We start from the raw sequence: 23,093 nt of genomic DNA, 5'->3' as shown, positions 1-23,093 counted from the left end.
ATTCTGTTCGACAGCCTAGAAGATGGGGCATGCGTAAGGCGCGACGATTGCTGCTTTCAAACCGAATCGATGGGCTAAAGCCGCCTTTTTGCTTCAATGCTTCGAGTCGAGAGAGCGTTGCGCTCGGATGAGGTTTTAGAAATAGACGGGAGAATGGTGTGAACGATGAGGAAAAGATGGAAAGCATGGACAATCCTTTTGTTTGTCGGCCTCGGTCTGGTCGGCTGGGCAGCGAGCCGTCAACTGGGACGTGAACCACTTGTTTATGACGACGAGCAAAAAGGATTGGAAAAGCAAATCATTATTTATTTCAGCCATGTCGTAGCAGAGAATACGCCAAAAGGGCTGGCGGCGCAAAAGTTTGCCGAGCTTGTCGAGCAAAAAACAAACGGCCGAGTCAAAGTCGAAGTGTTCCCGAACGGCTCGCTTTATTCGGATGGGGAAGAGCTTGATGCGCTGTTGCGCGGCGACGTGCAAATGATTGCGCCATCATTTTCGAAAGTGACAGAATTGATCCCTGAGTGGCAAGTGCTCGATTTGCCGTTTTTGTTCCGCGATGAGGACGATGTGCGCCGTGTGTTTACCGGAAAAGTGGGCGCCGAGCTGCTTCGGATGCTGGAGGCAAAAGGAATGAAAGGACTGGCGTTTTGGAGCAATGGATTTAAGCAAATGATGAGCACAACCCGTCCGCTCATCGCCCCTGACGATTTTCGCGGGTTGCGTTTTCGCATTATGCCGAGCGAAGTGATTGAAAAGCAGTTTCGCTTGCTTGGCGGTGAACCGGTTGCCGTTTCATTTGACCGCGTTTATCAGGAGCTTGAACAGCATAAGTTTGATGGGCAGGAAAATACGATTTCCAATATTTATTCGAAAGGGTTTTACAAATTTCAACCGTATATTACAATCAGCAATCATGGCTATCTCGGATACGTGGTCATGATGAATCAGTCATTTTGGGACAGATTGCCGAAAGACATCCAGCAAAAAATTACGGAAGCGATGGCGGAAGCGACGCGTTGGAATTTAGAGCAGTCGAAAGAGCAAAACGAACGGGAGCTCAAGCAGCTCGAGCGGCGTGAAGATGTCTTCCTTTACCGGCTGTCGGAAGAGGAGAAACGGAAATGGGAGCAGAAGTTCGCCCCGCTGTACGACGAGTTTACGAGGCAGTTTGGTTCCAGGCTTTTGAATGAAATGAGAGGATCGCAATAGGCTTCCGCGGGCGGAAGCTTTTTTGTTTTTGAACAGCAAAAAAGGTCAAGACCAAAACGACCATTATCACCATAATATTTTGATTTCAACGATTTTTCTTTATGATAGTGTTGAAAGCGTTGTCAAGATATCGAAAGGAGTGGGAGAAATGCGGAGAAAGCTGAAAAACTTGACGGTGCAAGTCATCATCGGCATTATTTTAGGGATCATTGTCGGATTTGCATTTCCGGAATTTGGCGCGAAGTTAAAAGTATTGGCGGATGGATTTATTAAGCTCATTAAAATGGTGATCGCCCCGATCATTTTCTTTACCGTCGTCATCGGGATCGGCAATATGGGCGACTTGAAAAAGGTCGGCCGCATCGGCGGCAAGGCGCTCATTTATTTTGAAATTGTCACCACGTTTGCGTTGGCGATCGGGATTGTCGTCGTCAACCTTGTCAAACCAGGGGTTGGGTTTCATACCGATGCCGTAAAAGGCGGCGACATTTCACAATACACGAAACAAGCGGAAGAAACAAGCCACGGGTTTGTAGACTTCGTGCTAAGCATTATCCCGGATAACGTTGTCGCCGCGATGGCGAGCGGACAATTGCTTCCGGTGCTCTTCTTCGCTGTGTTATTCGGTTTGGCTGCCGCGGCGCTTGGGGAAAAAGCAAAACCAGTGATTTCCTTGTTTGAACGGCTGGCGGAAATTTTCTTCGGCGTCGTCAACATGGTCATGAAGGTGTCGCCGATTGCCGCATTTGGCGCGATGGCGTATACGATCGGCACGTTCGGCATTGGTTCGCTCGTGTCGCTCGGCAAATTGATGGGTTCTGTTTACATTACGATGGCGCTCTTTATTTTCATCGTGCTTGGCGGGATTGCGAAGTTTTACGGATTTAACATTTTTAAGTTTCTTGCCTACATCAAAGAGGAACTGTTGCTTGTGTTGGGCACGTCTTCGTCTGAATCAGCGCTGCCGCGGCTGATGGAGCGACTCGAAAAATACGGGTGCTCAAAATCGGTTGTTGGTCTTGTCGTTCCGACAGGGTATTCGTTTAACCTCGACGGCACATCGATTTACTTGTCGATGGCAGCCATTTTCATCGCTCAAGCGTACGGCATTGATTTAACCATTGGGCAAGAGCTGACGTTGCTTGGCGTATTAATGCTCACCTCGAAAGGGGCAGCAGGGGTTACCGGTTCCGGCTTTATTACGCTGGCGGCAACGTTGGCAGCATTTCCGATGATTCCGGTCGAAGGCATCGCCTTGTTGCTTGGGGTTGACCGCTTTATGTCGGAAGCGCGGGCGATTACGAACATCATCGGCAATGCGGTGGCGACTGTTGTCGTTTCGAAAATGGAAAATGAGTTTCATCCGAACGAAGCTGAAGTGGAGCGCGCCTCGATGAGCGTGGCCAAATAAGAGTCAGGAGAGCTCTGCAAGTCCCATTAACGGCTTTTCGCCGGTGTGTTTCTGGCCTTGTTGCGGAGGGCGCCGCACGCTGCAAATCGCCGAATGGATGAAAAAAGGAATGCAATGAGACAGCGCGAGGGGAACGTTTCCCCTCGTTTTTGCGCCTATTTTCCCCTAAAGAAAGAACAAGAGGGACGTGGGGAAGTGAGAAAGGAGAGCAAGCATATATTTTGATTTTCTTTCCCTCTTTTCCCATAATGAAACTATAATGACGCTCGAGGAGGAGAGGATATGAACGGCCTGCACGATTGCGCCACTTTGCATAACGGGGTGAAAATGCCTTGGGTCGGCCTTGGCGTTTATAAAGTCAAAGAAGGGGAGGAAGTAAGAAGCGCGGTGCGCACCGCGCTCGAGATCGGCTACCGCCATGTTGATACAGCCGCTTTTTATGAAAACGAAGAAGGTGTCGGTCAAGCGATCCGCGAATCCAGCATTCCCCGCGAACAAGTGTTTGTGACAACGAAAGTGTGGAACACCGATCAAGGATATGAGACGACGCTGAAGGCGTTTGACAAAAGTTTAAAAAAACTCGGGTTCGATTATGTCGATTTGTATTTGGTTCACTGGCCGGTGAAAGGGAAGTATAAAGAGACGTACAAGGCGCTGGAAAAGTTGTATAAAGACGGTTATGTGCGCGCGATTGGAGTGAGCAACTTCCAAATTCACCATTTGCAAGATGTGATGGCTGACTGCGAAATTAAGCCGATGGTCAACCAAGTCGAGTATCACCCACGCCTGACGCAAAAAGAGCTGCTTACGTTTTGCCGGGAAAACGGCATCCAGCTTGAAGCATGGTCGCCGCTCATGCGTGGAGAAATTTTAAGCGAACCGACGATCGTTGACATTGGGCGCAAGTACGGGAAAACGCCGGCGCAGGTGGTGTTGCGCTGGGATTTGCAACACGGCGTTGTGACGATCCCGAAGTCGGTGACGCCGGCGCGGATCAAGGAAAACGCTGATATTTTTGATTTCTCGCTGACCGACGAAGAAATGAAGCAGATCGACGCGTTGAACTTGAACAAACGGGTCGGTCCTGACCCAGACAATTTCAATTTTTGATGTTCCCATGAGCCAAATAGCGCCTCGATGCAGGCGCTGTTTTTTTTTGAAACCAAAGCGGGTCGTTTGACGTATGAAAAGGTGAGCAAGTACAATAAATAATAGTATACACATTTGATGAACATTGAAAAAACGGAGGGTGCTGTGATGCTATTCCATCCGATGGATATTTTCATTTTTATCGCCTTCCTCATATCGCTTTGGGCGCAATGGAAGGTATCAAGCAATTTCAATGCCTGGTCTGAAGTTCCAGCCTCATCGGGGTTGACGGGGGCGGAAGTGGCGCGCATGATTTTAGACCGCCACGGGCTGCACCATGTGCCGGTGGAGGTCGTGCCAGGGAGATTGTCCGACCATTATGATCCGATTTCCCGCACGGTCCGTTTGTCGGAGCCGGTCTTTTATGGGCGTTCCATCGCTTCTATTTCCGTTGCCGCCCACGAGGTTGGCCATGCCGTTCAACACCAGCAAGGCTACGCTGCGCTCGTCCTTCGCCACCGGATGTTTCCAATTGTGAACTTCGCTTCGGGCGTTGCGCCGTTGTTGTTGCTCGTTGGATTTGTGCTCCATCAATTTTCGCTGATTGGACTCGGGATTTTGTTTTTCTCGCTGGCGGTGGCTTTCCAAATCATTACCTTGCCGGTGGAGTTTAACGCGAGCGCACGGGCGAAGCGGTTTATGCTGGCTGAAGGGTTGATCGCCCCAAATGAAGCGCGCGGCGTAAACAAAGTGCTTGGCGCGGCGGCGCTGACATACGTCGCGGCAACGTTGATCGCCGTGTTTGAATTGCTGAAATATGTGCTCATTTTCACCCAAGGGAACAATAATGAGGAATCGTAACATATTGGGCCGCCTAAGGCGGCCCAGCGGCATCACCGTCTATCAGCTGCAATGGAAACTTTTATGTGCAGGAGGTGTAACCTGGGCGCTTCATCCGCGCTCGGAGACGAATTGGATATAGCCAGTTTGCTGTTGGTGGCGTTTCTCATCGCTTGCACCGCCTTTTTTGTCGCTTCTGAATTTGCGATCGTCAAGGTGCGCAGCTCGCGCATCGATCAACTTGTCAATGAAGGGAATCGACGGGCGGTCGCGGCGAAAAAAGTGATTTCGAATTTGGACGGCTATTTATCGGCGAACCAGCTCGGCATTACGCTCACCTCGCTTGGCCTTGGCTGGCTGGGGGAGCCGACGGTGGCGCGGATGTTGCTGCCGCTGTTTGAACGCCTCCATCTATCGGAATCTGTCTCCCATTTTTTAGCGTTTATCGTTTCGTTTTCGCTCATCACCTTTTTGCATGTTGTCGTCGGTGAATTAGCGCCGAAGACGTTTGCCATTCATAAGGCGGAAGCGATTACGCTGTTTACGGCTCAGCCGCTCATTTGGTTTTATAAAATCATGTATCCATTCATTTGGACGCTCAACAACTCTGCGCGGCTTGTGACGCGCCTGTTTGGCCTCAAGCCGGTGGCGGAGCATGAAATCGCCCACTCTGAGGAGGAGCTGCGCCTCATTTTATCCGAAAGCTACAAAAGCGGGGAGATCAATCAGTCAGAGTACCGCTATGTCAATAACATTTTTCGTTTTGACGACCGCATCGCGAAAGAAATTATGGTGCCGCGCAAAGAAATTGTGGCGCTCGATATTAACAAAAGCGTCAAGGAAAACTTGGACATCATTCGCGAAGAAAAGTATACGCGCTATCCGGTCATTGACGGCGATAAAGACCATGTGCTTGGACTCATCAACGTGAAAGAGGTGTTTACGGACTTTATTGCCAATCCGTCCAACGAAAAGCAGATGAAAGACTATATCCGCCCGATCATTCAAGTGATTGAATCGATCGCCATTCACGATTTGTTGGTCAAAATGCAAAAAGAACGCATCCATATGGCGATTTTGGTCGATGAATACGGCGGCACATCTGGACTGGTTACAGTCGAGGACATTTTGGAAGAAATCGTTGGCGAAATCCAAGATGAGTTTGATATTGATGAAACGCCGCTCATTCAAAAAATGGACGATCGATTGATTTTGGATGGCAAAGTGTTGATCAGCGAAGTGAATGACTTGCTTGGGCTGGATATTGACGATGATGACGTCGATACGATCGGCGGCTGGATTTTAACGAAGCATTATGATATCAAACCTGGCGAGAGTGTCGAAATCGATGGCTACTTGTTTACAGTGAAGGAAATGGATGGACATCATGTAAAAACGCTGGAAGTGGCAAAGAAAGAGCCGAACAAAGAGGAGGAGACGGCAGGCGCCGAAGAGGAGGAGTTGCGTTTGTAAGGCAGACGGGGGCGTCTGCCTTTTCTCGTTTCGGCCGATAAATCTCCTCCTCCATTGAAGGACGGTGGAGTAGATCAATTGTAAATGCGCGAAAGGTCGGTGGGAAAATCGCTTGTTGGCGCGAGACAAATGACTTCTTCAGTTGTAAACGGATGGCGGAACGTTAGTTTGGCGGCATGAAGCGCATGGCGATGAAACACTGGCTGGCCGCCATAAAGCACATCGCCGACAAGCGGATGGCCGAGATGGGCCAAATGGACGCGGATTTGGTGCGTCCGTCCGGTCTCGAGAGAAAGCTCGACAAGCGATGCTGACGGGAATGTTTTGATGACGCGATAGTGTGTCACCGCTTTTGCCCCCGTCTTCGAGACGCGCCGGCGCGTCGGATGATGGCGGTCGCGGCCGATTGGCGCGGAAATGGTTCCTGATTTCGGGGACAAACGACCGTGAACAAGGGCGACGTACGTCCGCTTGATGGCACGGTGGGCGAGCATCCGATCGAGCGTCGCACCGGCAAGCGGGTGTTTGGCAAATAAAATCGCTCCCGACGTGTCGCGGTCAAGTCGGTGAATGTGGCGCACTTTTGTTAAAATTGCCTGCGACTGCAAATAAAACGCGACCGCATTGGCGAGCGTGCCGGTTTGCCCCGGTTCGGACGGATGAATGTCGATGCCGGCTTCTTTGTTCAAGACGAGCAGATGGTCGTCCTCCCATAAAATCGAAAGTTCCCGATATTCTGGAACGATGAACGACGGCTCTGGCTCATATGCGTAAAGCTGAAGCCGGTCGCGTTCGTTGAGCACCGTCTTCCAGGGAACAGCCTGGCCGTTCAGTTTGACGCCGTGTTCCATCCGCCAACGGTGGGCGAGCTTTTTCGAGGCGGCCCATACGTCTTTCAGGAGCTGTTCAATCGTCAAACCGCTCCACCAGCTAGGGATGATGCATTCCAGCCAATCGCCTTTTCTTGTCCACAAAGGTTGTCACACTCCCAATTATTTGTTAGCTGTGGAAACACTTTCTACCCCTATCCTTGCGCGAGATATGGTACACTCATAGTATCGTCTTCGTGATGGAGAACGCAAGCATTGCGGCGAGAAAAGGTGGTATGGACGTTGAAAATGATGTATGCGGCGACTCCGGAACAAGAGCATTACATGCAGTATTTGCTCAACTACTTTTATACCGATGTGTTCCCGTATTACTTCGATGATGAACAAATCCGTCAATTTGAGGAATGGGGCATTCTTTCGCTGGACCACAAACATGTGGCATATAATGGGACAATGAAAGAGGCTTTCCAAATCATTTCGGCGCTGCAGTCGCTCATTACCGTCATCGAGCACATCGGAGAGCATGGGGATTTGGAACAGTATGAATGGCTGTTTGTTCGCAATCAAAAGATTTTGGCCCGCCATGGCATCACGTTCCCATTTCGGGCCAAGCAGTTTCTCCATAAGCGGGCGATGCCGTGCAGCATGTATGTTCCCGCTGTGAACCAGTGGGTGATGTAGGGCAAGGGGCTGCGTCTGGTAAAAGGCGCAGCTCCTTATTTTTTTGGCATTGGCAGTGAGGCAAACCATCGGCGAAACGTTTTTTCATCATGGTATCCTTCGATGCGTTTTGCCTCTTTGCCGTTTTCGTAATGGACGATCGTCGGGGTGGCTTCAATATGGTACGCATCCCACCCGTCTTCGAATTCAAGCAAGTTGAACAGCTTTAAATCGATGCCAAGCTCCTTGGCTAGCGGCACGACGATCGGCGTTGTCCGGCGGCAGTGCGGGCATGTCGGGCTGTAAAAGTAAACGGTGAGCGTCTTGCCGTCAGCCAGCTGCTGTTTCAACTCCGTGGGCAAAATAATGTTGCGGTAGTTCGGGTCGTCAAGTTGGGCGATGGTGGCTGGGTTGAGTTCGCTTTTATGGTAAGGATTCTCTTTGGCCGCCTCTTTTTGCTCATAAGAAGTGATGAAAGCAATCGCTGCAAACAAGGCGATAATGGTCCCGCCTAATATAAGCAGTTTTTTCAACCTTGTTTCCCCTTTCTTTGCTGTTTTAGGATGGATAGGCTGAGCCCCATGATGATCAGAAAGGCGGTTAGCGCCAAAAACGGGATGGTGATAAATCCGAGCCAGTTGATATATTGCCCTGTGCATGGAATGCGGCCGCAGCTGATGGAGTATTCTTGAAGAAGCGGAATTTTTTGCAATCCGTAATGATACAGAGAAATACCCCCGCCAATCAATGACAGTGTGAAGCTATAGCGAGCTGCCGCAGCGTCTTTCCGTACGATGGCGATTCCTAAAATGATGACTTGCGGATACATAAAAATGCGTTGAAACCAACAAAGATCACAAGGAATAAAGCCGAGCACTTCGGAAAAATAGAGGCTTCCGAGCGTGGCGATCAGGGCTGTCGCCCATGCGGCCAAAAGCAAGTTCTCTGCACGTTTTTCTCGTTCCATGTTCTCTCCTTCTTCCCCATCATGCTCCCGATCTTGCCTCCGTCAGCTCCATTATAAGGGAAAAGAAAACGGCACGTCCATTCATAACCGGCAAAGGGCAGGAAAGAAAGCAACATTTTCTATCTATATCGCTCGACAAACGAGCCATACTAATCGGTGAAAGGGGAGGATCACATTGACGAACAACAGCGGAAACAAAGTGCAGGACATTATGACGAAAAACGTCGCAACGATTTCGCCGAACCAAACGGTGCAAGAAGCGGCGCAAATCATGAGCCAAAAAAATATTGGGGCGCTTCCGGTTGTGGAAAACGGGCAAGTCAAAGGGATGATTACGGACCGCGATATTACGTTGCGTGTTTCGTCCCAAGGAAAAGACCCGTCGACCGTCAAAGTAGCGGAGGTCATGACGAACCAAGTCGTCACCGGTACGCCGAATATGAGCGTACAGGAAGCCGCGAATGTCATGGCCCAACATCAAGTTCGCCGTTTGCCGATCGTGGAAAACAACCAGCTTCAAGGCATTGTTGCGCTAGGCGATATTGCGACGAACAGCGCATCAAACGAAGCGGCTGAACAGGCGTTGACGAACATTTCGGAACCGTCGCAACCGCAAGGGTAATGGGGGAAAAAGGATGTCCACATTTTTTCCAGGGCATCCTTTTTCTTTTGGCAGGTATATTGTATGATGGGAGCGAATACATAAACAGGGAAAATGAAAATCAAGGGGGAACAGCGATGGAGTGGAGACGAAAATACGAACAATGGCTGCGTGAGCCGCAGCTCGATCCGGAATTGAAGCGGTTGTTGGAACAACGCCGCCATGATGAACGGTGGCTGGAGGATTGCTTTTACAAAAATCTCGAATTCGGCACCGGCGGCATGCGCGGCGAGATTGGCCCGGGGACGAACCGAATGAACATGTATACGGTGCGAAAAGCGTCGGAAGGATTGGCGCGATACATACAATCGTTTGGCGACGAGGGGAAGCGGCGCGGGGTCGTCATTGCCTATGACTCCCGGCATAAGTCGCCGGAATTTGCGATGGAGGCGGCGAAAACGTTGGCGACGAACGGCATTCAAACATACGTGTTTGATGAATTGCGTCCAACGCCGGAACTGTCGTTTGCTGTTCGCTATTTGCGGGCGTTTGCCGGCATTGTCATCACCGCTAGCCATAATCCGCCCGAATATAACGGCTATAAAGTGTATGGAGAGGACGGGGGACAGCTGCCGCCTGCTGTCGCCGACCAAGTGATCCGCTATGTCAATGAAGTCGAAAATGAGCTTGCCATTCATGTGGAAGATGAGGAAACGTTAAGAGAAAAAGGCCTTATTCGCATCATCGGAAGCGAAGTCGATGATGCTTATATCCATGCGGTCAAAACGATTTCCATCCATCCGGAGCTCGCTCGGGAAGCGGCGATCCGTATCGTGTTTACGCCGCTTCACGGCACGTCAAACAAACCGGTGCGCCGCGCGCTCGCTGAGCTCGGCTACCAAAACGTCTTTGTCGTCAAAGAGCAGGAGCTGCCGGATCCGAATTTCTCGACGGTCGCTTCGCCCAATCCGGAAGAACACGCGGCCTTCGCCATGGCGATGGAGTTGGGCAAGCAAGTAAATGCCGATCTGTTGATTGCCACCGATCCGGATGCCGACCGGCTGGGCGTGGCGGTGAAAAATGACAAGGGCGACTATGTCGTGCTGACTGGCAATCAAACCGGCGGCTTGTTGCTCCACTATTTGCTGTCGCAACGAAAAGCTCAAGGCACTCTTCCGGAAAACGGAGTTGTCTTAAAAACGATCGTGACGTCTGAATTGGGCCGGGCGATCGCCCAATCGTTTGGTCTTGAGACAGTCGATACGCTGACCGGGTTCAAATTCATCGGTGAAAAAATAAAGGAATACGAGCAAACAGGGCAATATGTGTTCCAGTTCGGATATGAGGAAAGCTATGGGTATTTGATCGGCGATTTTGTCCGTGACAAAGACGCGGTGCAGGCGGCTGTTCTCGCGGCGGAAGTGTGCGCGTTTTATAAAAAGCAAGGAATGTCGCTGTATGAGGCGCTCTTGCAATTGTTTGACCAGTACGGCTATTATCGCGAGGGACAACGATCGCTCACGCTGAAAGGCAAAGAAGGAGAAGAGGCGATTGCCGCGATTTTAGCGTCGTTCCGCCAACAGCCGCCGGTGGAGGCCGCGGGGACAAAGGTGACGGTGATTGAGGATTACAAAACGAAAGAGCGGACGAACACGTTGACCGGCGAAAAAACGGCCATTGATTTGCCGACATCCAATGTGCTTAAGTATATCTTGGAGGATGGCTCGTGGTTTTGTCTGCGTCCATCAGGGACGGAGCCGAAAATGAAGGCGTACTTCGGCGTCAAAGGGACGTCGCTAGGAGATAGCGAAGAAAGACTAGCGCGCTTGGCAGACGCCGTCATGCAACGCGTAAAGGATGTGCTCAGCACCGTTTCGTCTTCTTATGCGCCATGATCAGCGCAATTTACGGGGAATTGGCATCGGCCAATTCCCCGTTCGATTTACGAGTAAAACTGCGCGTACTGCTCGACTCCCATTTTTTGTTCGCTCACTTCAAGCGCATGGTCTATATAGCGAAGCAAGGCGTGCAACCGCTCCTGGATGACGGAGTAGTCATGTTCAAAGTTATAAGCGTGGAGAAACTTTTCAATTTTTTTCGACAGAATATCATCAGGCGTACGCACCATTAAAATGAGCAAATTGTCCCATTCAGAGCGATGCGTGTAATAGAGCGCCTTATCATAGTCGACGGTGTTCAAGCGGCATGCCTCCTTTATCAAGAAGGAGTCATTGTTAGTGTATGACGGCGGGGCGTTTTGTTGCCCTGTAAATGTTGCGACAGAAGGTAAAATATAAATTATAACCGAAATGAAAACGAAAAAGGAAAAATAAATGTTGCAATTTTGTGACAAGGATAGTATCCTCAAAGTAAGGGGATGATGAGAATGAACAAACGGCGTGAAGGGCACGAAATGATCAACATGTGCAAATGGATGGCGTCAGTGGGATTGATTGTCGGATTTGTACTGTTTTTGCTTAGTTTTATCGCAAGCGCTTACAACAAAGACTATTTCTTGACGATCGTCAGCCTCGGCATTATCGGGGCCTCGATGTTTATGTTCGGATTCGGCCTGTTTATGGGTCTGCTGACGGAAACGTACCATCGCGGCCCGCGCGAGAACGTGTAGCGTGCATCGAGAAATGAGAAACACCGGGATTACCCCGGTGTTTTTCGCTTTTGTTGCATGTACCAATAAAGGATGGCGAAGCCAAGAGCGACCAAAAAGACGGGAAATAAGAACGGACGGTAGGCATGGATGTACTGCTTGACGGCCATCCAGCGGCTTTCAAAATAGGCTCCGATTGTCAAAAAGACAGCGACCCACACCATCGCCCCGCTGTAGGCGAACAAAGCAAACTTTCTCAAGCTGTAGGCGTTCATGCCGGCCCAAAAGGCGGCGAGATGCCGAACGCCGGGGATGAAATAGCAAATGAACAATACCGCTGGGCCGAGTTTCGAAAAAAGTGCTTTCGTTTGCTCGAGCCGCTTTTCCGTAAGATGGAGCTTGGGACCGAATTTATGCAAAAACGGGAGCCCCAATGTGATCCCAAGGGTATAACTGATTGAAATACCTGCGATCGCCCCGAACCAACAAGCGAGAAAGGCGAGTGGATACGAAAAGGCGCCGGTTGAGACGCGGTAACCGGCATATGTCAACAGCAGCTCATCGGGAATCGGCAATCCGACGATGCCAAGCATGAGCGAAACCATAATGCCGACGTAGCCAAAATGTTCAATGAAATGATGCCAATATTGATGCAAACGATCACCACGCTTTATGGAAATATGTCGTGTACAACACAAATTATAAAGGACGGCAGGCAGAAATGGAAAGCATGGACAATGATTCAACGTATCAAAATTTCTTTTCCCTCATACATTGTGGTAAGGGGGAAAAGGGGGGGTTTGGATGCGGAAGGGCGACCTGAAAGAGCTGGAACGGGCCATTGCCGAAATTACCGAAATTGCGGAAGGATTTGGCCTTGATTTTTATCCGATGCGTTATGAAATTTGTCCGGCGGACATTCTTTATACGTTTGGCGCCTACGGAATGCCGACGCGATTTTCCCATTGGAGCTTTGGGAAACAATTTTACAAAATGAAGCTTCATTATGATTTAGGGTTAAGCAAAATTTACGAACTTGTCATTAACTCGGATCCTTGTTATGCGTTTTTGCTCGATACGAATACGCTCATCCAAAATAAGCTGATCGTCGCCCATGTGTTGGCTCACAGCGACTTTTTCAAAAACAACGTCCGCTTTAGCAACACGAAGCGCGATATGGTGGAAAGCATGGCGGCGACAGCGGAGCGGATCAAGCATTATGAACATCAATACGGAAAATTGGAAGTGGAAAAATTTTTAGATGCCGTCTTGGCCATTCAGGAGCATATCGATCCCTCGCTCTTGCGGCCGAAGCTGTCATGGACGTGGGAAGATACGGAAGTGTACGAAGAGGAGGAGCCTCCGAAAACATCGACGCCGTACGACGATTTATGGTCGCTTGACGAGCGGAACAAGCTGAACACGCCGCCGCGAAAGAAACGGCGCAAGTTTCCGCCGCAACCGGAAAAAGATGTGCTATTGTTCATTGAAGAATACAGCCGCGAACTGGAGGACTGGCAACGCGACATTTTAACGATGATGCGCGAGGAAATGCTCTATTTTTGGCCGCAGCTGGAGACGAAAATCATGAACGAAGGCTGGGCGACGTATTGGCATCAGCGCATTTTGCGGGAAATGGACTTAACGAGCGATGAAGCGATTGAATTCGCGAAGTTAAATGCCAATGTTGTGCAGCCATCGCGCACTGGCATCAATCCGTACTATTTAGGGCTGAAAATTTTTGAGGACATCGAAGAGCGCTGGAACAATCCGACGGAAGAGATGAAAAAATACGGTGTCAAACCAGGCTCAGGACGGGCGAAAATTTTTGAAGTGCGCGAGCTGGAATCCGACATTTCGTTTTTGCGCAACTATTTGACGAAAGAGCTCGTCATGCGCGAAGATATGTATTTGTTCCAAAAACAGGGGAAAGAATATAAAATCGTCGACAAAAACTGGGAGCATATCCGCGATCAGCTTGTCAGCATGCGGGTCAACGGCGGGTTTCCGTATATCACGGTCAATGACGGCGATTATATGCGCAACGGGGAGCTGTATTTGAAGCATTGGTATGAGGGGATTGAGCTTGACTTAAAATATTTGGAAAAAGTATTGCCGTACATTTATCAACTGTGGGGACGGCCGGTTCATATGGAGACGGTTGTTGAAGAGAAGCCGATATTGTTCACATATGATGGGAAAACGGTCCATCGAAAATATTTGTAATTGGCAAGGCAGGGGCATCCTGCTTTTTTTGTTTGCCATCATGAAAGGATGATGCATAGTCTGCCGTCAATCGCCCACACTAGCGGATGACAAGTCATAAAGAAAGGGTGGACGATGATGAAAGAAGTATTGCAACGCGTAAAAGAGCAGCTCGAACAATCGTTCCATGACCCACTTTCAACGAATCTTGATGAAGGGATTCGCGAGCTTGAACAATTAAAAGCGAGCGCAGGTGAGAAACAGCCAATGATTGAAGACGTCATCCGCGCTGTCACCCATGCGCACAATGCACGGGTCGAACTTGCCGCCGCCGGTGACGAATCGGCGACGAACGCCTTCGCTGAAGCTTACCGGGCGCTTGATCAGGCGATTGAATCGTACAGTGACGTCGATAACGACCCGGTGTAAGACGGATGGGGGCCCTCGGCCTTCATCTGTCGGAAATATGCGGAAGACGGATGGATTGCAAGCGCTTGGTTCACGTGGTATGCTGATTGGCAGCCAGTCAATACAAGAAACGTTTTCGAGGGTTCCGCAGCTGCCAGGCGGCTGGGCTGTGACCGAGAGAAAACGCGCGGCGCTGCTCGCGTACACGGAGGGATAAAAGCCCGGGAGGAGTATCGTTTCGATATTTCCCGCGGCTTTTTTATTTTGGAAAGGGGGAATGCTCATTGGCGTGGGTTTACTTAACGGTCGCCGGACTGTTCGAGGTGGTGTGGGCCATTGCGCTGAAATATACGGCCGGGTTCACCCGTCTTTGGCCGTCTGTCGTCACTGTTGCGGGGATGGCAGCCAGTTTTTACTTTTTATCGATGGCAACGAAAACATTGCCGATCGGCACCGCCTATGCGGTTTGGACGGGAATCGGGGCGCTCGGGGCGGTCATCATCGGCATGCTGTTTTTAAATGAGCCGATAAACGCGCCGCGGATTGTCTTTTTATTGTTCATTCTTGTCGGGATCATCGGTTTAAAGTTCACAGCCGGGCAATGAAAAGGCGGAGGGGAATTGTTGCGCTGTTTGGAAAGGGAGTGGAGGCGATTTTTTGCAACAGATGAAAAAATGGTATTGACAGGACGCGTGAACATTGAATATCATGAAATTGCAAAATGAATGTGCATTTGTTAAAGGGGAGTAGCTTTAACAGCAAAGTCGTCAGTTCAGGGCGCGCGCCCTCGGCTTTGTTGGCAACGGCGACGTTGTTAGCGAGACCTTTACCGATGTGGGTAAAGGTCTCTTTTATTTATGAAGGCCTTTACCAAGGATGGTAAAGGCCTTCTTTCATGTCATGAAACAAAAGGGGGGAAGATAATCGTAAAAGAAGATAGGTTCGGCTTCAAAAAGAACAAAAAGCGGGGGGAATGGCATGCGCAAATGGTGGAAACGGCTTCGCTTCATCATCCATGTCCGGCGTTTTCTTCCATTTCTGTTTGAATTTTTTGTTTCGCGCGAGGTGCCGATGCGAAAAAAAGCGTTCTCTGTCGGGTTGTTCCTGCTATATATGGTGCTGCCGTTTGATCTCATTCCTGATTGGCTCGCGTTATTTGGTTTGATCGATGATTTGGCCGTCTTCCTATTTATTTTGCAGCAAGTCATCAAGATGGCTCCGATTTCGCTAAAGGAAAAATATAACTTGTAAAGGGGGATTGTTCCATGGATGTATTGTCAGCAGAGTTTTGGACGGCGTTGCTCTCGATCATTATTATCGATCTTTTGCTGGCAGGGGATAACGCCATCGTGATTGGGTTGGCGGCTCGCAACTTGCCGAAACACCAGCAAAAAAAGGCGGTTGTCTGGGGAACGGTAGGCGCTGTCGTCATCCGGGCGCTGGCGACGATTTTTGTCGTCTGGCTGCTGAAAATCCCAGGGCTTTTGCTTGTCGGCGGCGTGCTGCTTGTGTGGATCGCCTATAAGTTGCTTGTTGAGGGGAAGGGACACGACGATGTTGAAGCAGGGGGGAGTTTATGGGAGGCGATTCGCACGATCATCATTGCCGATGCGTTGATGGGCCTTGACAACGTGTTGGCGGTTGCCGGAGCCGCGCACGGAAGCTTTCTCCTCGTGATCCTTGGGCTGCTCATTTCCGTTCCGATCATGGTGTGGGGAAGCACGCTCATTTTAAAATGGATCGAGCGCTTCCCAATCGTTATTACGATCGGCGCCGGTGTCCTCGCTTGGACGGCGGCGAAAATGATCGTCGATGAGCCGTTTTTAAAGGCGTATTTTGCCAATCCCGCCGTGAAGTATGGATTTGAGCTGCTCGTTGTTGCCGCTGTCATTGTGGCGGGAGCGATAAAAAAACGAAAAAGCGCCAAAGAGCCGCAACCGAAAGCCGCCAATGAATAATTGGCGGCTTTTGTGGTAGGGCAATCACCAAGCGGATGGCTATTTCCATTTCAGCAGCAGAAATTGCAGCAACCATCCAATGAAGAGCCCGGGAATGACCGCTAAGATCGGCAGCCAAATCGGCCCGAAAAACACGCCGCCAACCGTTACGTGCGTCGAGTACATCAAGCCGACCGTCACAAAGTAGGCGGAGACGACAAACGGTAAAAACGAGTACGGTGTCCGCCCGCCGCCAGCGTCTTTAAATGCATCCCACATGGCAAAAAAGTATAGACATGGATAAAACATCAGCCATCCGATATCGATGATGCGGGAGGCCTCATCTGTACGTCCCAAAAAGCTGAGGCGGATGGCTTCATTGAAATGAGATTGGGTGTTAATCACAAATTCCAACGCAATAAACAAAATTCCTTTTATATACTTTTTGTTCAACAGTTGCCCAAATCCAGGCAAAGCAATGCTCCATAACAATGCTTCGATCGCCTTCACCTTCTCGAACCCTTTACTGAAATAGTAGTTGATCGTTGTTTTGTCCATTGTGCCGTTAGATGGAGCTGGAGACAATCAATGGGTGCTTCATAGTCAGTTGCTGGTTAAGCCGATGGGTGCAATTACATTTTTTGCGCCAAAGACTTGTTTTATACTTTTGTGAAATAGGAATGCGGAAAAACGTTCCTATAGAACCAAACGATACGTTAGTTTGAAGATGAAAAAATATCTTTAAATTTTTCAGAATAATGAATATAATGGTAGCGTAAAGGATTTTGATAATAAAAAAGGAGGAAGCCGTGTGAAGGGACTAAAATCGATCCTGTTATGGGGACTCATTTCTGTCCTCGGGGCCGCCGCGTTTGCCATTTTGGCTTTAAGCCGCGGCGAGTCGGTCAACGCCATGTGGCTGATCGTCGCCGCTGTCTGCACGTATGCGGTCGCCTATCGTTTTTACAGCCGGTTTATCGGCCGCAAAGTGTTTGGCCTCGATGATAATCGAAAAACGCCGGCTGAAGTGTTTAACGACGGGAAGGACTATGTCCCGACGAACAAATGGGTGCTGTTCGGGCATCACTTCGCCGCCATCGCCGGCGCCGGGCCGCTTGTCGGACCGATTTTGGCCGCGCAGATGGGGTACTTGCCCGGGACGCTTTGGATTGTGATCGGCGTTGTGCTCGGTGGAGCGGTGCAAGACTTTGTCATTTTGTTTGCGTCGATGCGTCGCAACGGGAAGTCGCTTGGCGAAATGATCAAGGAAGAAATGGGACCGGTGACGGGCTTGATCGCAGCGCTTGGCATTTTGGGCATTATGATTATTTTATTGGCCGTATTGGCGCTCGTTGTTGTGAAAGCGCTTGTCGGAAGCCCGTGGGGGATGTTTACGATTGCTGCGACGATTCCGATTGCGATTTTGATGGGCATTTACATGCGCTTTATCCGTCCGGGGCGTGTGGCAGAGGCGTCGCTTGGGGGATTTGTGCTGTTGATTTTGTCGATTGTGGCCGGTCAGTACGTCGCAGAGCACCCGACGCTCTCGGCGATGTTTACGCTCAAAGGGGAAACGATCGCGATCTTAATGATCATTTACGGATTTGTCGCTTCGGCGCTGCCGGTATGGCTGTTGCTTGCGCCGCGTGACTATTTGAGCACATTCTTGAAAATCGGTACAATCGTTGGATTGGCGCTTGGCATTTTTGTTGTCATGCCGGACTTGCAAATGCCGGCGGTGACGAGATTTATCGACGGCACAGGGCCGGTCTTCGCCGGCAACTTGTTCCCGTTCTTGTTCATCACGATTGCCTGCGGCGCGGTGTCCGGGTTCCACGCGCTCGTTTCATCCGGCACGACGCCGAAGATGATTGAGCTTGAAAGCCATTCGCGGCCGATCGGCTACGGTGCGATGTTGATGGAGTCGTTCGTCGCGGTTATGGCGATGGTGGCGGCTTGCGTCTTGACGCCAGGGGCGTATTTTGCCATCAACAGCCCGGCGGCAGTGATTGGCCAAGACGTGGCGCAGGCGGCAAAAGTGGTATCGTCATGGGGCTTCACCATCACACCGGATATGCTTGCGCAGCTGGCGAAGGACGTCGGCGAGCAAACGGTGTTGTCACGCACGGGCGGGGCGCCGACGTTGGCGATCGGGATGGCGCACATTTTATCGAGCGTCATCGGGGGCAAGGCGCTTATGGCGTTCTGGTATCACTTTGCCATCTTGTTTGAAGCGCTGTTCATCTTGACAACGATTGACGCCGGCACGCGCGTCGGCCGTTTCATGATCCAAGACATTATGGGCACGTTTTACAAACCGCTCGGAAAAACGGATTCGCTTGCCTCGAACTTGATCGCCACGACCCTTTGTGTGCTGGCGTGGGGCTACTTCCTGTACCAAGGCGTCGTCGACCCGCTAGGCGGCATCAACACACTATGGCCGCTGTTTGGCATCGCCAACCAAATGTTGGCGGGCATCGCCTTGTTGTTTGCGACGACGGTTCTATTTAAAATGGGCAAAAAGGCATATGTTTGGGTCACGCTCGTGCCGACAACATGGCTTTTGGTTGTCACGCTGACGGCCGGGTATCAAAAGCTGTTCCATGAAAACGTCAAAATTGGTTTCTTGTCGCATGCAAACATGTTCCAAGACAGCTTGAGCCAAGGCAAAATTTTGGCGCCGGCCATGAATGAGGCGCAAATGCGGCAAATTATTATGAACGACTACATTGATGCGACATTGTGCGCGATTTTCATGCTCGTGGTGATCGCCATGCTCATTTCCGCATTGAACATCTGGATCAAAGTGCTGCAAAACAAACATGTGCCGCTCAAAGAAGCGCCGTATGTGCCGCGCGATGGAGAAGGAGCGAAGCACTATGCCTAAATGGCTGCAAACCGTGTTGGCTTATCGCCGCCAGTTTCTTGACTTGCTGGTCGGCGTGCCGAGCTATGAAAAATATGTTGAACATATGAAAACCCATCATCCGGGCGAGCCGATTAAGTCGCGGAAAGAGTTTTTCTGCGAGGCGCAAGAGGCCCGCTATAATGCCAAAGGCGGCAAAGTGTCGCGTTGTTGCTAGCGGACGAGAAGGAAGGAGGGGCGCGTTCCCTTCTTCCTTTTTTCTCTTCTTGTTCATCATCGTCGAGAAGCATGTTCGATTGGCGGCATGGCTTTTGTGAAAGACGTTGGAAGCGCAGGATCAACCCTCAAGTAGAGAAAGGAGCTGTACATACGATGCGCATTCTGTTTGTCGGAGCGGGAGCGGTCGGCGGGTATTTCGGCGGCCGTCTTCTTGAAAAAGGAGTGGACGTAACGTTTCTTGTCCGCGAGCGCAGAAAACAGGAACTGGAGAAATACGGGCTTGTCATCCACAGCATCCATGGCGATGCGGTATTGGCGCCGAGATTGCTTGTTGCCGATGAATCGGCCGAGCCATTTGATCTTGTCGTGTTCTCAAGCAAAGCGTACCATTTAGCCGGCGCCATCGCCGACGCGAAACCGTATGTTGGAGAGGGGACGATGATTTTGCCGCTGTTAAACGGCATGGCCCATATGGATGCATTATGGGAGGCGTTCGGCCGCGAGAATGTCTTAGGTGGGCTTTGCTTTATCGAAACGACGTTAAACGAGAGAGGGGAGATCGTCCAAACGAGCTCAGCGCATGAGATGCGATTCGGCGAATGGCCAAACGGGCGGAGCGAGCGAACGGAGGTGCTTGCATCGCTGTTTGCCGGCGCCAATGCCCGTTTTCGCCTAAGCGAACAGATCGCTGCCGATATGTGGAACAAATATTTGTTCATTGCGACGATGTCGGGCGTGACGACGCTGTTCCGCGCCCCGATCGGGCCGATTCGCTCCGGCGAGTACGGGAACGTCATCATCGACCGGCTGTTTCGCGAAATCAAAACGATCATCCAAGCGCAGGGGGCGCCGTTGACCGATGAAATGGCCGAGCGGCAACGCACCCAGCTCGAACAGATCGCCCCGACGATGAAATCGTCCATGCAGCGTGATATGGAAAAAGGGATGCCGATTGAAGCCGATCATTTGCAAGGGTATTTGCTGGAGCTGGCGAAGCGGTACGGCATCGACGCCCCGATGCTCGAGGCAGTGTATCACAATTTAAAAATTTACGAAGCGAGCCGCACAGCCGCGCACTAACCGATGGACAAGCGCTGTCCGGCGGGCGGGAGCCGAAGGGCAACCGCTCGCCGGCTGTTTTTATCATCTCTAACCGAGAAGATCCCCACTTCCACGCGATCAGCGTAAGTGGGAACAGCGGAACCGTGAGGCGCACGGGGATGGCTTGGCTGTCAGCCTGCCTTGGAGCAGGTGTTTCCAAGAATCTCTCACCTCTAAGCATTTGCGTAGGTGGGAGAGCGTTCAAAAAAAGAGAGTTGTTTCTTGCGGCAATGTAGTGTACAGTTAGTAGTGAAAACGTGTGCACAGAGGAGGAGCTGCTGTGAAAAAGGCGTGGTGGAAAGAGGGCGTCGCTTATCAAATTTATCCGCGCAGCTTTATGGATGCCAACGGCGACGGCATCGGCGATCTTCGCGGCATTATGGAAAAGCTGGACTATTTGGTGGAGCTTGGGGTCGACATCGTTTGGATTTGCCCGATTTACCGATCGCCGAACGCCGATAATGGATATGACATCAGCGACTATTATGCGATTATGGACGAGTTTGGAACGATGGACGATTTCGATGAATTGCTTGCCCAAGCCCATCGGCGCGGGTTGAAAGTCATTTTGGATTTGGTCATCAACCATACGAGTGATGAGCATCCGTGGTTTGTTGAATCGCGGTCATCGCGAGACAACCCGAAGCGCGACTGGTACATTTGGCGCGATGGCAAGGATGGGCGCGAACCGAACAACTGGGAAAGCATTTTCGGCGGCTCGGCGTGGCAGTATGACGAGCGGACGGGTCAATATTACTTGCATATTTTTGACGTCAAACAGCCCGACTTGAATTGGGAAAACAGTGAGGTGCGCCAAGCGCTGTATGACATGATCAACTGGTGGCTGGATAAAGGCATCGACGGCTTTCGCATCGACGCGATTTCCCACATTAAGAAAAAGCCAGGCCTTCCTGATCTTCCGAATCCGAAAGGGTTGAAGTATGTGCCGTCGTTTGCTGCGCACATGAACCAGCCAGGGATTATGGAGTATTTGCGAGAGTTGAAAGAGCAAACGTTTGCGCGATATGACATTATGACGGTCGGCGAGGCGAACGGAGTAACGGTTGATGAGGCCGAACAATGGGTCGGGGAAGAAAACGGCGTGTTTCATATGATTTTTCAGTTCGAGCATTTAGGGCTTTGGAAAAGGAAAGCCGATGGTTCGATCGATGTCCGCCGGCTGAAACGGACGTTGACGAAATGGCAAAAAGGATTGGAAAACCGTGGGTGGAACGCGCTCTTTTTAGAAAACCACGACTTGCCTCGATCAGTGTCGACATGGGGAAATGACAGCGAGTATTGGGCGGAGAGCGCAAAGGCGCTTGGCGCGCTCTACTTTTTCATGCAAGGGACGCCGTTCATTTACCAAGGGCAAGAGATCGGGATGACGAACGTGCAATTTTCCGACATTGGCGACTACCGCGATGTCGCTGCCTTGCGTCTGTATGAGCTCGAACGGGCGAACGGCCGGACGCATGAGGAAGTGATGAAGATCATTTGGCAAACCGGGCGCGACAACTCGCGCACCCCGATGCAATGGTCTGGTGCCCCAAACGCTGGATTCACGACAGGTACGCCATGGATCAAGGTGAACGAAAACTATCGTACGATCAATGTCGAGGCCGAGCGGCGCGATCCGAACTCGGTATGGTCGTTTTATCGGAAAATGATTCAGCTTCGGAAAGCGAACGAGCTGTTTGTTTATGGAACGTACGATCTGCTTTTGGAAAACCACCCATCCATTTACGCGTACACAAGAACGCTTGGCCGCGATCGGGCGCTTATCATGGTCAACGTATCCGATCGTCCTTCACTTTACCGCTATGACGGCTTCCGCCTTCAGTCAAGCGATTTGGCGCTCTCGAACTACCCGGTCCGTCCGCATAAAAATACGACGCGTTTTAAGCTGAAGCCGTACGAGGCGCGCGTATACATCTGGAAAGAATAAGAAGGAATTTGCCTTTCTGTGTGGAATGAATGAATACGGAAGGGAGATGATCAACATGGCGACGGTCGATCCGATTCGCTACCCGATCGGAACGTTTCAAGAGCCGGAGCGTTTTGAGGCTGAGGAGGTGCAAAAGTGGATAGCTGCCATCCGCGGACTGCCGAACGACTTAAGAACCGCTGTTTCCGGCTTGAACGATGAGCAGCTGAACACGCCGTATCGCGACGGCGGCTGGACGGTGGCCCAAGTCGTCCATCATTTGGCTGATGCAAGCATGAATGCGTTTTTGCGCACGAAATGGGGAGTGACGGAAGACGGCCCAACGGTGAAGCCGTTTGCGGAAAGCGAATGGGCGAAAACAGCTGATGCCCGTACATTGTCGATTGAATCGTCGCTTTTGTTGCTTGACGGGCTGCATGCGCGCTGGACGGTGTTGCTTGAATCGATGACGGAGGTGGATTTTCACCGAACCATTCGGCCGGAAGGGGCGGCGAGGGAGATGCCGCTGTATGTATTGACCGCGTTGTACGCATGGCATGGGAAACATCATACCGCACAAATTGTGTCGTTGCGCAAACGAAAAGGATGGTAAAGGCTGCCGATTGTTCGGCGGCTTTTTTTCATGCATCATTAAGTAAGGATGATGCTGCGCAAACACTATTGGGAATCCGCCGGCTGGGCAGGGCTTTTTGGTTCTGATCCTGCCAGGAGAACGGTGAAA

At 50.9% G+C, this 23,093-nt stretch carries 25 protein-coding genes and 1 riboswitch; of the genes, 19 read left to right on the top strand and 6 right to left on the bottom strand.

Annotated features, from left to right (window positions below; all coding sequences use genetic code 11):
• Positions 1-165 precede the first annotated feature (165 nt).
• The 5 genes from B9L19_RS15635 to B9L19_RS15615 all read left to right on the top strand — a co-directional run bounded on the left by B9L19_RS15635 (position 166) and on the right by B9L19_RS15615 (position 6,022).
• A complete protein-coding gene (locus B9L19_RS15635; RefSeq protein ID WP_025950413.1) occupies positions 166-1,209 on the top strand; it encodes a TRAP transporter substrate-binding protein in 1,044 nt (347 codons plus the stop codon).
• A 148-nt stretch (positions 1,210-1,357) separates the two neighbouring features.
• Positions 1,358-2,620 carry a dicarboxylate/amino acid:cation symporter gene (locus tag B9L19_RS15630; RefSeq protein WP_025950412.1) on the top strand — a complete coding sequence of 421 codons (1,263 nt, stop codon included), beginning with the start codon at positions 1,358-1,360 and terminating at the stop codon, positions 2,618-2,620.
• Positions 2,621-2,902: 282 nt separating this feature from the next.
• The gene (locus B9L19_RS15625; protein WP_047752202.1) at positions 2,903-3,730 is read left to right on the top strand and encodes an aldo/keto reductase; all 828 of its coding nucleotides are present in this window, start codon (positions 2,903-2,905) and stop codon (positions 3,728-3,730) included.
• A 147-nt stretch (positions 3,731-3,877) separates the two neighbouring features.
• Complete coding sequence (locus B9L19_RS15620) at positions 3,878-4,570, top strand: zinc metallopeptidase (RefSeq protein WP_011230067.1); 693 nt, start codon at positions 3,878-3,880, stop codon at positions 4,568-4,570.
• A 111-nt stretch (positions 4,571-4,681) separates the two neighbouring features.
• Positions 4,682-6,022, top strand: a complete 1,341-nt coding sequence (locus B9L19_RS15615; RefSeq protein WP_015373991.1) for a hemolysin family protein — start codon at positions 4,682-4,684, stop codon at positions 6,020-6,022.
• 74 nt (positions 6,023-6,096) lie between these two features.
• Here B9L19_RS15615 and B9L19_RS15610 read toward each other — a convergent pair whose 3' ends face one another.
• Complete coding sequence (locus tag B9L19_RS15610; protein WP_025950409.1) at positions 6,097-6,996, bottom strand: RluA family pseudouridine synthase; 900 nt, start codon at positions 6,994-6,996, stop codon at positions 6,097-6,099.
• Positions 6,997-7,134: 138 nt separating this feature from the next.
• Between B9L19_RS15610 and B9L19_RS15605 the strand changes: the two genes are divergently transcribed.
• Positions 7,135-7,533 (top strand): YhcU family protein, encoded by a 399-nt coding sequence (locus tag B9L19_RS15605; RefSeq protein WP_025950408.1) that lies wholly within the window; start codon positions 7,135-7,137, stop codon positions 7,531-7,533.
• Between the two features lie 35 nt (positions 7,534-7,568).
• Here the strand turns inward: B9L19_RS15605 and B9L19_RS15600 are convergent, their stop codons facing one another.
• Together B9L19_RS15600 and B9L19_RS15595 are read right to left on the bottom strand one after the other, a co-directional pair.
• Positions 7,569-8,045 carry a thioredoxin family protein gene (locus B9L19_RS15600; protein ID WP_025950407.1) on the bottom strand — a complete coding sequence of 159 codons (477 nt, stop codon included), beginning with the start codon at positions 8,043-8,045 and terminating at the stop codon, positions 7,569-7,571.
• Positions 8,042-8,479 carry a disulfide oxidoreductase gene (locus B9L19_RS15595; RefSeq protein ID WP_025950406.1) on the bottom strand — a complete coding sequence of 146 codons (438 nt, stop codon included), beginning with the start codon at positions 8,477-8,479 and terminating at the stop codon, positions 8,042-8,044. The genes B9L19_RS15600 and B9L19_RS15595 overlap by 4 nt, the downstream gene beginning before the upstream one ends.
• Positions 8,480-8,654: 175 nt before the next feature.
• On the opposite strand from B9L19_RS15595, the gene B9L19_RS15590 reads away from it, so the two are divergent.
• Both B9L19_RS15590 and B9L19_RS15585 read left to right on the top strand, forming a co-directional pair.
• The gene (locus B9L19_RS15590; RefSeq protein WP_011230073.1) at positions 8,655-9,101 is read left to right on the top strand and encodes a CBS domain-containing protein; all 447 of its coding nucleotides are present in this window, start codon (positions 8,655-8,657) and stop codon (positions 9,099-9,101) included.
• Between the two features lie 116 nt (positions 9,102-9,217).
• On the top strand, positions 9,218-10,975 hold the full coding sequence (locus B9L19_RS15585; RefSeq protein WP_025950405.1) for a phospho-sugar mutase: 1,758 nt from the start codon (positions 9,218-9,220) through the stop codon (positions 10,973-10,975).
• 47 nt (positions 10,976-11,022) lie between these two features.
• Here the strand turns inward: B9L19_RS15585 and B9L19_RS15580 are convergent, their stop codons facing one another.
• Positions 11,023-11,280, bottom strand: coding sequence for a YhdB family protein (locus tag B9L19_RS15580; protein ID WP_013146280.1), 258 nt, complete (start codon positions 11,278-11,280; stop codon positions 11,023-11,025).
• 180 nt (positions 11,281-11,460) lie between these two features.
• Between B9L19_RS15580 and B9L19_RS15575 the strand changes: the two genes are divergently transcribed.
• Positions 11,461-11,709, top strand: a complete 249-nt coding sequence (locus B9L19_RS15575; RefSeq protein ID WP_025950404.1) for a hypothetical protein — start codon at positions 11,461-11,463, stop codon at positions 11,707-11,709.
• 29 nt (positions 11,710-11,738) lie between these two features.
• On the opposite strand, the gene B9L19_RS15570 is transcribed toward B9L19_RS15575, so the two are convergent.
• Entirely contained in the window at positions 11,739-12,344 is a 606-nt protein-coding gene (locus B9L19_RS15570; RefSeq protein WP_025950403.1) for a DedA family protein, read from the bottom strand.
• A 148-nt stretch (positions 12,345-12,492) separates the two neighbouring features.
• Here B9L19_RS15570 and B9L19_RS15565 point away from each other — a divergent pair, with 148 nt between their 5' ends.
• The 5 genes from B9L19_RS15565 (at position 12,493) to B9L19_RS15545 (ending at position 16,259) form a co-directional block, all read left to right on the top strand.
• Positions 12,493-13,914 (top strand): SpoVR family protein, encoded by a 1,422-nt coding sequence (locus tag B9L19_RS15565; protein ID WP_047752200.1) that lies wholly within the window; start codon positions 12,493-12,495, stop codon positions 13,912-13,914.
• A 117-nt stretch (positions 13,915-14,031) separates the two neighbouring features.
• Complete coding sequence (locus B9L19_RS15560; protein ID WP_025950401.1) at positions 14,032-14,322, top strand: hypothetical protein; 291 nt, start codon at positions 14,032-14,034, stop codon at positions 14,320-14,322.
• 105 nt (positions 14,323-14,427) lie between these two features.
• Positions 14,428-14,531, top strand: a riboswitch (guanidine-I (ykkC/yxkD leader).
• A 54-nt stretch (positions 14,532-14,585) separates the two neighbouring features.
• Complete coding sequence (gene sugE, locus B9L19_RS15555; protein WP_047752199.1) at positions 14,586-14,906, top strand: quaternary ammonium compound efflux SMR transporter SugE; 321 nt, start codon at positions 14,586-14,588, stop codon at positions 14,904-14,906.
• 373 nt (positions 14,907-15,279) lie between these two features.
• Positions 15,280-15,552 (top strand): YkvA family protein, encoded by a 273-nt coding sequence (locus tag B9L19_RS15550; RefSeq protein WP_025950400.1) that lies wholly within the window; start codon positions 15,280-15,282, stop codon positions 15,550-15,552.
• A gap of 14 nt (positions 15,553-15,566) precedes the next feature.
• The gene (locus B9L19_RS15545; protein WP_089113982.1) at positions 15,567-16,259 is read left to right on the top strand and encodes a TerC family protein; all 693 of its coding nucleotides are present in this window, start codon (positions 15,567-15,569) and stop codon (positions 16,257-16,259) included.
• 39 nt (positions 16,260-16,298) lie between these two features.
• Here the strand turns inward: B9L19_RS15545 and B9L19_RS15540 are convergent, their stop codons facing one another.
• The gene (locus B9L19_RS15540) at positions 16,299-16,748 is read right to left on the bottom strand and encodes a hypothetical protein (protein ID WP_025950398.1); all 450 of its coding nucleotides are present in this window, start codon (positions 16,746-16,748) and stop codon (positions 16,299-16,301) included.
• Positions 16,749-17,049: 301 nt separating this feature from the next.
• Here B9L19_RS15540 and B9L19_RS15535 point away from each other — a divergent pair, with 301 nt between their 5' ends.
• The 5 genes from B9L19_RS15535 to B9L19_RS15515 all read left to right on the top strand — a co-directional run bounded on the left by B9L19_RS15535 (position 17,050) and on the right by B9L19_RS15515 (position 22,964).
• Positions 17,050-19,125 (top strand): carbon starvation CstA family protein, encoded by a 2,076-nt coding sequence (locus B9L19_RS15535; protein WP_025950397.1) that lies wholly within the window; start codon positions 17,050-17,052, stop codon positions 19,123-19,125.
• The gene (locus B9L19_RS15530; RefSeq protein ID WP_015374005.1) at positions 19,118-19,321 is read left to right on the top strand and encodes a YbdD/YjiX family protein; all 204 of its coding nucleotides are present in this window, start codon (positions 19,118-19,120) and stop codon (positions 19,319-19,321) included. Before B9L19_RS15535 ends, B9L19_RS15530 begins: the two co-directional genes overlap by 8 nt.
• Before the next feature lie 155 nt (positions 19,322-19,476).
• Positions 19,477-20,403, top strand: coding sequence for a ketopantoate reductase family protein (locus tag B9L19_RS15525; protein WP_025950396.1), 927 nt, complete (start codon positions 19,477-19,479; stop codon positions 20,401-20,403).
• A 301-nt stretch (positions 20,404-20,704) separates the two neighbouring features.
• The gene (locus B9L19_RS15520; RefSeq protein WP_025950395.1) at positions 20,705-22,372 is read left to right on the top strand and encodes a glycoside hydrolase family 13 protein; all 1,668 of its coding nucleotides are present in this window, start codon (positions 20,705-20,707) and stop codon (positions 22,370-22,372) included.
• Between the two features lie 55 nt (positions 22,373-22,427).
• Positions 22,428-22,964 (top strand): YfiT family bacillithiol transferase, encoded by a 537-nt coding sequence (locus B9L19_RS15515; RefSeq protein WP_025950394.1) that lies wholly within the window; start codon positions 22,428-22,430, stop codon positions 22,962-22,964.
• Positions 22,965-23,093 lie beyond the last annotated feature (129 nt).

Origin of the sequence: Geobacillus thermocatenulatus, from assembly GCF_002217655.1 — a bacterium.
Classification (GTDB): Bacteria; Bacillota; Bacilli; order Bacillales; family Anoxybacillaceae; genus Geobacillus; species Geobacillus thermocatenulatus.
The sequence above is the reverse complement of the archived record's forward strand: the minus strand, read 5'-3'. Positions and strand labels throughout refer to the sequence as shown.

Coding starts and splice junctions, on each gene's coding strand:
- B9L19_RS15635 (WP_025950413.1), top strand. CDS start 166: ATGAGGAAAAGATGGAAAGCATGGACAATCCTTTTGTTTGTCGGCCTC.
- B9L19_RS15630 (WP_025950412.1), top strand. CDS start 1,358: ATGCGGAGAAAGCTGAAAAACTTGACGGTGCAAGTCATCATCGGCATT.
- B9L19_RS15625 (WP_047752202.1), top strand. CDS start 2,903: ATGAACGGCCTGCACGATTGCGCCACTTTGCATAACGGGGTGAAAATG.
- B9L19_RS15620 (WP_011230067.1), top strand. CDS start 3,878: ATGCTATTCCATCCGATGGATATTTTCATTTTTATCGCCTTCCTCATA.
- B9L19_RS15595 (WP_025950406.1), bottom strand. CDS start 8,479: ATGGAACGAGAAAAACGTGCAGAGAACTTGCTTTTGGCCGCATGGGCG.
- B9L19_RS15585 (WP_025950405.1), top strand. CDS start 9,218: ATGGAGTGGAGACGAAAATACGAACAATGGCTGCGTGAGCCGCAGCTC.
- B9L19_RS15575 (WP_025950404.1), top strand. CDS start 11,461: ATGAGAATGAACAAACGGCGTGAAGGGCACGAAATGATCAACATGTGC.
- B9L19_RS15565 (WP_047752200.1), top strand. CDS start 12,493: ATGCGGAAGGGCGACCTGAAAGAGCTGGAACGGGCCATTGCCGAAATT.
- B9L19_RS15560 (WP_025950401.1), top strand. CDS start 14,032: ATGAAAGAAGTATTGCAACGCGTAAAAGAGCAGCTCGAACAATCGTTC.
- B9L19_RS15550 (WP_025950400.1), top strand. CDS start 15,280: ATGCGCAAATGGTGGAAACGGCTTCGCTTCATCATCCATGTCCGGCGT.
- B9L19_RS15545 (WP_089113982.1), top strand. CDS start 15,567: ATGGATGTATTGTCAGCAGAGTTTTGGACGGCGTTGCTCTCGATCATT.
- B9L19_RS15530 (WP_015374005.1), top strand. CDS start 19,118: ATGCCTAAATGGCTGCAAACCGTGTTGGCTTATCGCCGCCAGTTTCTT.
- B9L19_RS15525 (WP_025950396.1), top strand. CDS start 19,477: ATGCGCATTCTGTTTGTCGGAGCGGGAGCGGTCGGCGGGTATTTCGGC.
- B9L19_RS15515 (WP_025950394.1), top strand. CDS start 22,428: ATGGCGACGGTCGATCCGATTCGCTACCCGATCGGAACGTTTCAAGAG.